The sequence below is a fragment of the Ehrlichia ruminantium str. Welgevonden genome (assembly GCF_000026005.1).
Taxonomy (GTDB): domain Bacteria; phylum Pseudomonadota; class Alphaproteobacteria; order Rickettsiales; family Anaplasmataceae; genus Ehrlichia; species Ehrlichia ruminantium.
Map to the genome: position 1 here is coordinate 1,077,484 of NC_005295.2, position 13,855 is coordinate 1,091,338.

The following is a 13,855-nucleotide window of genomic DNA, read 5'->3' on the forward strand; positions in this document are numbered from 1 at the left end:
AGATATGTTGACAATTTTATACAAGCAAAAATATTCCATTAATAACATTATTAGTAATTAATATGATTATAAGCATAATTAATTATAAGTATTAACTTTATCTCCAAAACAGTAGAGAAAAATTTTCTAACAAAATGTAACTTATAATAAAGTTACTATTTATACACAAGAGTATATAGTAATTTTAAAAAATTCACATTTTCTCATATATCTTTTACATTATAATTCATCACTACTTAACTAGCTATGCGTATTATACGTTACGTATTGTTTATGAAGTCAATTGACAGTTTTTATTATTAATATATTATAAACTAAAAAGTAGGTACAGCATGGAGAAACAGTTAGAAGGTAAAGTAGCAATAATTACAGGTGCATCTGAAAGGATAGGTTCAGCAGTTGCACAAAGGTTTGCTAAAGAAGGTGCCTTACTTATTTTAGTAGCTAAAGATATCAATAAGTTAAATGCTGTTTATGACTCTATACAAGAACTAGGAGGAGACGCAATATTAGCACCTGTCGATTTGGAAGACTTTGATACCATAAAAGACTTTGCTATGTCTATAGAAAACAGATTTAAAAGCATAGATATACTAATACTTAACGCTGCAGTTTTAGGGAATCTAAGTCCTGTACAAGATTATGAATACAGTACATGGAATAGAATTATGAATATTAATTTTACAGCTAATTGGTACTTAATAAAATGTTTTGATCCACTTCTTAAACTTTCCCCAGCAGGTAGAATAATTGCAACCACCTCTGAAATAACACAATCGCTTTCTAATTATCCATATTGGAGCCCATATGCATCAAGCAAAGCTGCACTAGAGACAATGATGAAAATATATGCAACGGAAACAAAACACAGCAAATTATGTATTAACATGGTATACCCATCACTAATAGACAGCGGAATATATGTTAAGGCATTTCCAACAAAAGATACCCCAGAATCATTACTTCCAGAAAGCTTTACAGACAAATTTGTTGAATTATCATCTAGCCAATGTAATGTAACAGGACAAGTTTATCAGTTACCTTCTACAGTTGAAGATAAACCCATCACTAATTATGTGTAGTTAAGTAAAAAAATTTTAATCTATACACCTTTTAAACAAGGTTTACTTCTTTCATAGACATGAATAAACTAGTTGTGATCTCCAAAAAACATCTTATTATTGTACTTAATTAATATATTAATTATTCCTAATAATATATATCTAATCAGTATTTCTTAAAAAATTTTACTACAAATTCACCGATTACCATCTAACTAATATGATGCAGCAGAATAAGAGTTGTTAATTTAAGAATAATAAGTATATTCACATTAAAATTTTCGGTATACAAAAAGTATTAAGGTAGCTAATTATAGGAAATGTAAATCATACAAGGTACCAGTAAATACTTCAATACTTACAAAATAAAATAAAAAACCTACCACTTATTACAAAGTGTATCTTTAAGATGCACCAATATAAAAACACCAATTAACTGAAATTAGCTATATTGATTCAATAACTTTGTTATAAATTAACTAATAATAGACTTATTATACAATACAAAATAAAAAATCATACCACTAATATATTAATACTGATAACATATAACTATATAAAACATCTTAACTCTTAGTTTTTTACTTTAATACCACCGTATATATTATCACAAATCTTTACATATAATAAGTGATCACAATAATTATATTGATATACCAAACAAGACATCTAAATGCTTTAAGTAGTAATTAATATAACTCTTTCTACTAAACCCTCTACATACATCAGAGCAATCATTATCCAATAAAACTGGCAATTTATTAACTACAAAGACTATATAAAGAAAATTCACTAAGTATAATAAGAAATATTTAAATTCTAAATATACAACTTAACATTAATATCAGTGTATAAACACTATTTCCAAAACGGCTAAAAACGATTCATACATATCAACACTACATTACATAATCACACTAAAAATCCATAATCAATGCTATTAAACTACTGTATACATACTTATTAAGAAAATTGATTCAGTATAACAAGAAACACAATACAACTTAAATATCTAAATATTTATAGTAGTTCCTAATTCGTGAATATCTTATACAAACAACTAACAACATATTTATAAACACGTTACTATACTACATACAGTATATAAAGACTTATAATTAACATTTAGAATAGCAATAGATAATTTATAAAAATTACCAAAAAAAACAGTAACCGAAAACTAATCATACTATTATACATATACTTACATAAGTAATACAGCCATTTAGATATATTTATAAAATAGTTACCTTATATTACACAATACAAAAATTATTTAATATACAAAACTAACTTACTCATTCTACTTTGAGTCAATACCTTCCTATATAATTGTAATGATCTTATAATATTATAATGTAAGGCATAATACTAATATACTAATAATGGATCATTTGTATAGTAATTATATACAGATGTTAATAGCATACATTATTTATTTAGATAATGGCATCTAATATATACAAAAACCATGCCTAGTTATATCAACTTAAACCATTGGTAAAGTATCAATCTATAAAAACACACAAAATCAATTTTATTGTCCAAGTAAATTAAATAAGTAATTAATTTTGACAAATATACTCAATACTTGTTCTACCATATTTCATCCTTGTACATATACTACATTCTTTAATACAACAAGCATACAGTAACTATTAGGCAACACTATTTTTTGAACATTAAAGATACTACACACATTAAAACACTTTTTTAATTCTGGAACATAACAATACTAGAAAATACACATTGTTGTCAGTAATATACTAAAATTACAATACTCTAACCATAATACCACCACTTATCAGTACTTGTTAAATACACGTAGAATATAAAACCTAAATAAAGTAGATAAGTTAACTTATAAAAAATACTACATCATAAACGTACAGGAGGAAGTAAACAAACTTCCTCCATATAATATTAAAAAGGATATGGTTACTTAAAAACCACCCATACCACCCATGCCTCCCATACCAGCACCACCGGCAGCACTATTATCATCCTTAGATGGAATATCAACAACAATAGCATTAAGTGTCATAAATACTGCAGCAAGAGATACAGCAAAATCAAATGCTATACGCACTACTTTAAGCGGATCAATTACTCCAGAAGTAAATGCATTAGCAAAATTCATTACATCCACATTAAAGATAAGTTCCTTATCATTTTGCTTCAATAAATGAGCAATAACACATGGTGCATTTTCTGATCCAGCATTTTTAATAATACGCTTTATAGGAGCTTGTAAAGCACGCTTTACAATATTAATACCCAACTGTTCATCATCATTCTTACTTTTTAAGTTGTCAAGCGCTGATAATGTATACAATAATGCAGCACCACCACCTGGCACAACACCTTCTTCAACAGCAGCTCTAGTTGCATGAAGAGCATCTTCTACACGATCTTTACGTTCCTTAACTTCAACTTCACTAGATCCACCTACTTTCAATACAGCAACACCACCAGAAAGCTTTGCTAAACGCTCTTGTAGCTTTTCTTTATCATAATCTGAAGTAGAATTATCAATTTGCATTCTAATTTGACAAATTCTACTTTGAACATGAGCACAACTATTATCTACACTACCAATAATAGTTGTAGTATCTTTTGTAATACGTATATTCTTAGCAGTTCCTAAATCACATAGAGTCAAATCTTCCATTTTAATAGCAAGCTCATCATTTATTACATGTTTAGCTCCAGTTAAAATTGCAATATCACCTAACATATCTTTTCTTCTATCTCCAAACCCTGGAGCTTTAACTGCAGCTACATGTAAACCACCACGCAACTTATTCAATACAAGTGTACTAAGTGCTTCACCTTCTACATCCTCTGCAATAATTAAAAGTGGTCTACCTGATCTAGCAATATTCTCTAAAATTGGCAATAGAGGTTGTATTATATTTAGTTTCTTTTCTGTTAATAAAATATAAGGATTTTCAAACTCAACTAACATCTTTTCTGAGTTAGTAACAAAATAAGGAGAAAGATATCCTCTATCAAATTGCATACCATCAGTCTTTTCAACATCTAACTCTTTAAATCCTTTGCTTTCTTCAACTGTAATAACCCCATCTTTACCAACTTCTTTAACACACTGTGCAATTTTAGTACCTATATTTTTATCACCATTCGCAGAGATAGTTGCAACTTGGGCAATTTCTTCTTCAGATAACACTTCACGCTTCATGCATTTTAAAGCTTCTAATACTGCCTCTTTAGCTTTAAGTACACCTTCCCTAACACAAATAATATCTGCACCAGCAGCCTTAACCTTAGATACTTCCTCAATAACCTTTGCAGTTAAAATAGAACATGTAGTAGTTCCATCACCTACTTTATCGTTACATTGAGAAGCACTTTGAGCAATTATATTAGCAATAGCAAGAGCCAATGGATCTTCTGGCTTTATGCTTTTCATAACCTTATATCCATCTTTTGTCACCTCTGGTGCACCATAAGGTTTACTAATAGCTACAGTCAATCCTTTTGGACCAGCTGTACATCCTACTGCGTCTTCTAAAATACGGACAACTTCTCTAATTGATTTGTCTAGTTGCTCCCCTGTTACAACCATATTTGCCATGTTTTTACTCCATTTATAATGAAAAATTAACTAAAACACCTATACTTTCAGCAATTGCAAAAAAACTATATTTATTTAATATACTAAATACAATTTATTATACTTCTTTCGCAATTATATCACTCTCCTTCATAACTATGTATTTCTTATCAGAAAACTCCACTTCATTACCAGCCCACTGGCGATAAAACACTACATCACCTACTTTAAGAGTCATAGGAATGAGGTTACCATTATTATTGTAAGACCCTGGACCAACAGCTACTACTTTCCCTTTAGTTGGCTTCTTTTTTGCTGATTCAGGAAGTTGTATAGGAGAATTATTAAGACTCTCTTCTAAAGCCTCAATTAACACATTGTCATGTAACATATTTAAATTCATATACTACCTCTGTAAAAAAATAAATTATCAGCAGCATCAGCTGATTAAAACCATATATAATATCAAGAAATTTAATTTCAAGTATCAGTCAAACATATTTTATCATATATACTATACAAATTTTTACAAGCTTAGAATCACATACAACCAAAAGAATATATATTTTTCACACTCAACCAAGCTATTAAACCGATTATAAAAAATTAATTGACTTCACTGTCCAAAAATCCGGATATTTAAATTATTAACTTTTAAAGAAAGTCCATGAATACCGAAAACGAGCAAAAAACTCAATATCTTGGACACAGAAAGAGAGTAAGAAAAAAATTATTGTCTGGTGGAAGTAAAGGATTATTAGACTATGAAATCTTAGAAGTAATATTATATTCTTCTTATCCAAGAAAGGACGTAAAACCTCTTGCAAAAAGGTTAATTAAACACTTTGGCACCTTTGCAAAAGTATTTTTTGCAGATTTCAACCAATTAAAAGAAGTACCAGGCATAGGTGAAGCTTCAGCATCTGCCATTTTTTGTGTTAGAGAAGCATTAGGAAGAATTTTACGTGAAGATATCAAAAGTGGAATAATAATCAACGAATGGCAAAAATTAATAGAATACTTAAGAATAAAAATAGGTAACGGTAATATTGAAAACTTTCATATATTATATCTTAACACAAAATTTAAACTTCTTGCAGATGAAATTCAAGACGTAGGTACAGTTAACCAAACCCCCTTATACATTAGAGAAGTAATAAAAAAATCCTTATTATTAGGAGCTACTTCTATTATCATAGCACATAATCACCCAAGTGGTGATGCTACACCATCAAAAGCAGATATTGAAGTCACCAATCAACTAGCTATAGCATGTCATAATATGGGAATCACACTAATAGATCATGTAATTGTCACATCTAATACTCATTACAGTTTCAAAAGTCATGATTTACTATAATTAAAAGAACCTCTACATATTACCCATTAACTTATATAAATAATAAAATATCATTACTTTTTATTATTCAAAAGTACCAATCTAAACTTTCTCAAACATTAAAATTACTAACTATAGCATACCAAACATGGGAATCACACTAATAGATCATGTAATGTAAAACTCAACAGATTACCATAATTTTAAAAATTAGAACTTGTTAATAGCTCAAAAATATACATAATTCAACATATTATATGTTAATACTAAAGTTATCATATATGCATATTTATATGGTATTAACATTGTTATTACTTGTCATTAAGAAAATCTATTCATTACATACTATGAAAATATTTCACAGCATTGCAAAAAATCTTTATTCCATCACCATAAATGGGATAAGGGATATCAGAACGTAAGCACTGTTCCTTAATTTCACTCCAATTATCTTGCTGTAAGAAAAATACAGCTCTTTCTGGATGTGGCATCATTACTAGCACTCTACCATTGTTACTTGATAACGCAGCTATATCATATACCGACCCATTTGGATTGTATGGAAATTGTTGATTTGCAAGATTACCTTTATCTGTAACATATTGTAACGCAATTTTATCTTTAATAGATACATCAATAGAATTACTTTCAAGAAAAAACCGTCCTTCTCCATGTGCAACTGGAATATACAATTCATCTAACTCATACAACCATACTGAATCATTTAACTGGTTTACTTTTACTTTCACCCACCTGCATTGATACTGCTTAACAGAATTACTTAAAAGAGTGATACATGAAAAATCAGATATTACCCTAATCAATACTTGACATCCATTACAGATACCAAGAACTAATTTATCAGCAGTAAGAAATTCTTCTATTTCTTCTTTAAAATTATTTAACATCCTTAATGCAAAAGCATTGCCAGCACCAGTATAATCACCATATGAAAAACCACCAGGTATTACAAGTACATTATAGCCTTTCAATAATCTGGGATTTGATACCACTTCATTAATATGCATTACTTTCACTTGCACATTACACGATAATAATTCTCCAGCTTTTAAAAAAGCAAATACAGTTTCTTCTTCACAATTCAAACCATATCCAGATAAAACAATTACATTCATTATTAATCTACAATAAGTATATAAATTTAGATTCACATAAAAGCAAACTATTGAACTTTCTTTATATCAACATTTTATTTAAAAAACTAGATTATTAAATACATAATCTACAGAATACAAAATCACACAACGTAGATCATTGAATGATTTTCTTTTTTTTAGAATATACACAAATTTACTATTAGTGAATGAGATTATAACAACACTTTATTGCGAAGTAATCAACATTTTTAGCATATTGAAATATAAAAACTATAACATTTTCTTTAATAACTAGCCTACATCTTTTTTATACTAACACCTAATAATTAAAGAACCAAACTATTCAAAATTATTTAATTATTTCAAAATACTAACTAGAAAACTGACACATCCAGACAGAAAATAAACAACTAAAAAATAAATATCAAAAACATATGACCAATAATTAGCTACTCTATATGAATTAATTCAATGATAATCAGAATAAATATTTCAATTTTAATGTTACTACCAGTAAATTAAGCACTAGCCATATTTAATTATAGTTAACATTCAAACTATTGTTACAGTAAGTCAAATAGGCAAAATACAACTATATTTCTTATATAATCCAGTCAATATAGTTAAGAAGTAAACACTTTAATATCAGTCTCATTACACATAATTAAATGTTAACAATACATCAATACTGTAATAAAACATAAGAGTTTTTCATCATATATTACTAGTAAGCATTGATAATGCTAAATTTAAATTATAATAACCTATATCAGGTTACTCAAGAACTACCATTGTTCCTTATATTATCACCAATACAATATTATTAAAAAGTGAATTCTTTAATATTAATACCACTACAAGCAACTAAGTATTAATAATACACCAATAACCAACGTATTAAAAAACACTATAGCTTTCGATCCTAATAATTAGGAAATACGCATAATACCCAATCAAAATTGTTGTAACAACTAGTACAAATATATTGTATCACAAACCAATACCTACCACACATATTATCAAAATAATATCTATGAATATCCTTAGTTAGCTTCACTACAAGTGACTAAGTACTAATAATACACCAATAACCAACGTATTAAAAAACACGATAGTTTTCGATCCTAATAATTAGGAAATACGCATAATACCCAATTAAAATTGTTGTAACAATAGGTACAAATTATACTATATCGCAAACCAATACCTAACCCACATGTTATCAAAATAATATCTATGAATATCCTTAGTTAGCTTCACTACAAGTGACTAAGTACTAATAATACACCAATAACCAACGTATTAAAAAACACGATAGTTTTCGATCCTAATAATTAGGAAATACGCATAATACCCAATTAAAATTATTGTAACAACAAGTACAAATATATTATATCACAAACCAATACCTAACCCACATATTATCAAAATAATATCTATGAATATCCTTAGTTAGCTTCACTACAAGTGACTAAGTATTAATTGATAATAGTAAAAATGTATATTAACTAAGTATTATAGTTTTTTATATTACAATTGTGTTTAAATAGCATAGCCACCATGAATTTTTCTGCTAGTGTTTCTCACATAGGATCTTATAAAAAATACCGAATGTACTAATTCTTCAGTTTTATAAAAATTTATAATGTACTAAGGTAATACTTTACTGCTAAATACTAGACTATTGCTCTAATAACAATTTTGTATAATACTATTAATAGGTCAGTATACTAATATTAATGTAACCATATTGACAACTTTAAAAGAGTATTAGCATAATTAAGGATCTGTTACTTTTTAAATATATCTTTTCATGAAAAAGTATGACGTAGTAGTAATAGGGGGAGGTCATTCTGGATGTGAAGCTGCTGCTGCAGCAGCGCGTATCGGAGCAAAAACTTTACTCATTACTCATTCTATATCAACAATAGGAGAAATGTCCTGCAATCCAGCTATTGGTGGCATTGCAAAAGGTATAGTAGTAAGAGAAGTTGATGCATTGGATGGGTTAATGGGAAAAGTTATCGATAATGCTAGTATTAACTCTACCATACTCAATAGGAGTAAAGGTCCAGCAGTATGGGGACCTAGAGCACAAGCTGACAGAGATCTATATAGACACGCAATGCAGAATAGTATACTTAATTACCCAAATTTAACAGTTTTAGAAGCATCAGTAGAAAATTTCACTACAACAGATAACCAAGAACTCCCTACTATCAATTCCGTCATCACTGCAGATCAAGAAGTCATATATACAAAAAAACTAATATTAACTACTGGAACATTTTTACAAGGAACTATTCACATAGGAAGCTATAACACTCCGGCAGGTAGATTTAACGAGCAATCATCAGTTGGATTAGCAAAAACACTAGCATCATATAACTTTAAATTAGGCAGGTTACGTACTGGTACCCCTCCACGACTTGACAGAAACAGTATTAATTTTTCAGGATTGCAAGAACAAAAAGGAGATACACCACCCTCACCTTTTTCTTATATGTCAGAATCAATAAATTTACCACAAATATCTTGTTATTTAACTGCAACTAACACTAAAACTCATGAAGTTATCAAAAACAATTTACACAAAGCTGCAGCTAGTAACTTACTAAAAGAGATAAAAGCACCAAGATATTGTCCATCAATAGAAGAAAAAGTAAGAAGATTTTCAGAACGTAATAGTCATCAAGTATTCTTAGAACCAGAAGGATTGAATTCTGAAATAATCTACCCTAATGGCATAACCACTTCATCCCCACTTGATGTACAACAAACCATGCTTAAAACCATATCAGGGTTAGAAAATGTAAAAATAGTAAGAAGTGGTTACAGTGTTGAATACAATTTTATTGATCCACGAGAGTTATACCACACCTTAGAAACAAAAAAAATACGAGGGTTGTATTGTGCAGGACAAATAAATGGTACCACTGGATATGAAGAAGCAGCTGGTCAAGGGATCATAGCAGGGATTAACGCAGCCCTTTCACTCAACTCAAATTATGAGCCATTTATACTAAAGCGGAATGACGCATATATTGGTGTCATGATAGATGATTTGGTAACATTGGGAACATCTGAACCATATAGATTATTCACATCAAGAGCAGAATATAGATTAAGGTTACGTTCTGACAATGCAGACTTACGGTTAACAGAACTGGGATATAAAGTATCAGCTGTATCATACCAAAGGTATCTTACTTTAAATCGTAAGAAAGAAGAGGTAACCAAGTTAACTAACATACTAAAAGAAACTGTTATTTTACCATCGCAGCTTTCTCAGCATGGTGTATGTATATCACAAGATGGAAGAAAAAGAAGTGCTTTTGACTTATTAAGCAATCCAAATATCAACATGAATATTTTATCAAAAATATTCAATCAAATAAAAAATTATCATGCAAGTACTATACAACAAGTAGAAATAGAAGCAAAATATGCTCCTTATTTTATAAAGCAAGAATTAGATATTCAGTCTTTTATAGCAGAAGAAAATACGCACATTCCACACGATATAGAGTTTTCACAAATCCATGGATTATCAACAGAAATACAAGAAAAGCTACAATATATGAAACCACCATCCATAGGATCTGCAAGACGCATACCAGGTGTAACACCAGCAGCAATTACTAACATTCTTTTCTATCTACGTTACCATAAAAATAAAAAGATATTATAGATATGTTATTGTTAAATTAAAATTTTGTATACATACCACACTCAAAGTTATAACACATAGTACAAAATATTCGATGTATTAAAGCTCTACATTAATTTTACAAAAAAAATAGGTTCATATACTTTGAGTATAATCAATACAGTAAATTAAAGTCTAATATACATTTTTTACAACTATGTTTTTTCTATATACACCCATACTTAATAACTGTTTTCTAATATCAGATATTGTTATATGATTAATTAGTACATTAAATTTTTATAGCTTAAGTAGAAATATAGATTCTGGCATGAAATATCCACAGTAAATTAAAGTTTTACATGATACTTTTAGTATCCTTCCCATATATAATACTTAACAACTACCCAAATAATACCAAAATTTAACTAGCACATTAACCTCAAATAAGTAAAACATATACTCAGAGTATGAATTCATTAAATAAACTCAAGTTTTATAGTATATTTCGATGAGAATTTTCCTATCCTTGATCCTAAATTATTTAAAACAATGATACTATACTTAATAATCATTTCTATAGTATCAGATATATAACTATTTATGTAATCCTGAAATAAGCTCAAACATAAATATCACATATGGTATTATTACATCATATTCTCAATACCATACATTCAATAAATCCTCCTAATAAACTACTATCTTCTGCTCATTCTACTAAATACGTAAAAATCTTATCAATAATCTTCTTGTTACATAAATTCTAATACAGGTAAAAATGATGTTTTTTATTTGATAATAACCAGCTGATATAAAAATGTAACAAATTTATAGATCTAAAAACACTAACAACTAATTATCATAAAATACTTATAATCTATGTATTATTTAAAATAACATATCAAATACTATATAAAGTACTATTCCATTTAACATATCGCATAATCCAAATATCCCCCTTAACATTTTAAAAATGTACAACTAAGTATATACAGTATTACTAATATGCATTACACGTGCTGATTTAATAATAATAGACTCTATAAAAAGCAAACCCTTAGAATATCTAATACCCTTAACTAAACTACTATCTGTAATACCTGTAGCGATAAATATTGCATCAGATCTAACCATTTCGTCTATACAATAAATTTTATCTATATCATCTATTCCAAATTTTTTAGCTCTCGCTCTTAACTGATCTGTATCAATAATAAGCCTACCTTCAATATAACCTCCTACTGATAACAACGCAGCTGCGGCAAGCACACCTTCCGGTGCACCACCAATACCAATATACAAATCGTGATTTCCATGCATTAGTGATACCACAGCTGAAATATCCCCATCATCTATAAGCTTTACACGTGCCCCACATTCTCTAATGTTTTTAATCAATTCTAAATGTCTTTCTCTTTTTAATACCGTAACTACTAAATCAGCTATGTTACATCCTTTTATTTCTGCTAAATTATATAGATTAGTTTTTATATCATACCTTAATGAGATAACCCCTTTAGGAATACCAGGTCCAACAGCAATTTTTTCCATATAAACATCAGGAGCATGTAAAAAACCTCCCTTTTCTGTCACCGCAAGAACAGACATAGCTCCATCTTGATAATGAGCACATATAGTAGTTCCCTCAAGTGGATCAAGAGCAATATCAAGTTCAATACCACCAAGACCAACCTTTTCTCCAATATATAACATAGGAGCATGATCTCTTTCTCCTTCCCCAATTACAACAGTACCACTAATATTTAAAAAATTTAACGACTCACGCATAGCATCAACTGCAACTGCATCTGCTTTCTTCTCATCACCTATACCTAGGCACTTATAAGAAGCTACAGCAGCAGCTTCAGTAACTGATAATAATTTAAAACATAAATCTTGCATTATTCTAACTCATACAGTCTAACAACAAAGAAATTATCATATTACACAAAATACCTTTTATAGCAAATCATCATAATACTTTTCACTATTACAACTTATTTATAACCAGTAACAATTATCATATATCAATTAATCATTCTAGATTAATATGGCAATCTATAAATCTTGCACATGATACCTAATATATCACTACTAGTATAATAAAAAATAATTACCATAGGTTAAAAACCACATACATTTAGAGATAAGTCAAATACAATTACCAAAACATAAACTCATGTTATATTTTTTATTTATTATTGATATTTAAAGAAATACATTACTTCATCAAAATAATTAATTATAGGTTAACAAAAATTTTACATTGCTAAACTTTTAGTAATATACTACTATACTTAGGAATTAAATAAGATAAAAAGAACATAGGTATTGAGACTTAGTAGGTGTATGTGACAATACGGAAAGCAATTTTAATTATGTTCTTATGTTTTGGTTGTACACAAAAACCAGCTCCATATTTTCTAAAAGGAGAAGAGTTTCATGGTAATAAGGAGCTAGAAAGTGCAGATGAATATCATCTTGTAAGGTATGATATTCAAAACCAGGAAACCAACCAACCGGAAAAAACATTACAAGCTCATAAAATAACTAAAGCATCATCACCAACTAAACAAGAGTGCATTTTTATCATACCTATTGAAGGAATTATTACATCAAAATTTTTAACAAATAATCAAGATCAGCATTGTACTAAGGGAATCATTATCAAATCAAATAATGAACAACCAGTCAGAGCATCAGCTGCTGGAAAAATATTATATACAGGTCATGGTCTTAAACAAAATGACAATACTATAATAATAGAACATAATAGAAATACAATCACTCTATATTCTTACTTAAGTACCATCAATGTAAAAGTAGGAGACAAAGTTAAACAAGGAGAACCCATAGGATCTATTACAACACAAGATAATAACATAGCTTATTTATGTTTTTCTATGCGGAAACACGGAAAATCTGTAAACCCACTATCATATATCAATTGTAAATCATTAGAATAATCATATACTAACTAATAATACTTATTAATAACCAGCAAATGCTAAATATAATTAAAAAAAAAAGCTTATGCTTTTATAAAACAAACTCTTATCCACTTAAATATCTTTTTACTTATTGTATTGGAAACATAAATAACCGTCA

8 protein-coding genes are annotated in these 13,855 nt (G+C 28.6%); 4 read left to right on the plus strand and 4 right to left on the minus strand.

The genetic code is table 11. The annotated features are described in order from the left end of the window. Positions 1 to 332: 332 nt before the first annotated feature. Positions 333 to 1,082, plus strand: a complete 750-nt coding sequence (locus tag ERUM_RS03475) for an SDR family NAD(P)-dependent oxidoreductase (protein ID WP_011155321.1) — start codon at positions 333 to 335, stop codon at positions 1,080 to 1,082. 1,921 nt (positions 1,083 to 3,003) lie between these two features. Here the strand turns inward: ERUM_RS03475 and groL are convergent. Both groL and ERUM_RS03485 read right to left on the minus strand, forming a co-directional pair. Next, positions 3,004 to 4,659: a chaperonin GroEL gene (gene groL, locus ERUM_RS03480; RefSeq protein ID WP_011155322.1), complete on the minus strand. Its 1,656-nt coding sequence runs from the start codon at positions 4,657 to 4,659 to the stop codon at positions 3,004 to 3,006. 97 nt (positions 4,660 to 4,756) lie between these two features. Next, a complete protein-coding gene (locus ERUM_RS03485) occupies positions 4,757 to 5,041 on the minus strand; it encodes a co-chaperone GroES (protein WP_011155323.1) in 285 nt (94 codons plus the stop codon). Between the two features lie 264 nt (positions 5,042 to 5,305). Here ERUM_RS03485 and radC point away from each other — a divergent pair, with 264 nt between their 5' ends. Further along, entirely contained in the window at positions 5,306 to 5,998 is a 693-nt protein-coding gene (radC, locus tag ERUM_RS03490; RefSeq protein WP_011155324.1) for a RadC family protein, read from the plus strand. Positions 5,999 to 6,315: 317 nt separating this feature from the next. Here the strand turns inward: radC and ERUM_RS03495 are convergent, their stop codons facing one another. Further along, positions 6,316 to 7,113, minus strand: a complete 798-nt coding sequence (locus tag ERUM_RS03495; protein WP_011155325.1) for a phosphoribosylformylglycinamidine synthase subunit PurQ — start codon at positions 7,111 to 7,113, stop codon at positions 6,316 to 6,318. A gap of 1,795 nt (positions 7,114 to 8,908) precedes the next feature. Here ERUM_RS03495 and mnmG point away from each other — a divergent pair. Further along, positions 8,909 to 10,786 carry a tRNA uridine-5-carboxymethylaminomethyl(34) synthesis enzyme MnmG gene (mnmG, locus tag ERUM_RS03500; RefSeq protein ID WP_011155326.1) on the plus strand — a complete coding sequence of 626 codons (1,878 nt, stop codon included), beginning with the start codon at positions 8,909 to 8,911 and terminating at the stop codon, positions 10,784 to 10,786. A 942-nt stretch (positions 10,787 to 11,728) separates the two neighbouring features. Here mnmG and glpX read toward each other — a convergent pair. After that, complete coding sequence (gene glpX / locus ERUM_RS03505) at positions 11,729 to 12,649, minus strand: class II fructose-bisphosphatase (protein WP_011155327.1); 921 nt, start codon at positions 12,647 to 12,649, stop codon at positions 11,729 to 11,731. 443 nt (positions 12,650 to 13,092) lie between these two features. Between glpX and ERUM_RS03510 the strand changes: the two genes are divergently transcribed. After that, positions 13,093 to 13,713 carry a murein hydrolase activator EnvC family protein gene (locus tag ERUM_RS03510; RefSeq protein WP_011256143.1) on the plus strand — a complete coding sequence of 207 codons (621 nt, stop codon included), beginning with the start codon at positions 13,093 to 13,095 and terminating at the stop codon, positions 13,711 to 13,713. Positions 13,714 to 13,855: the final 142 nt, after the last annotated feature.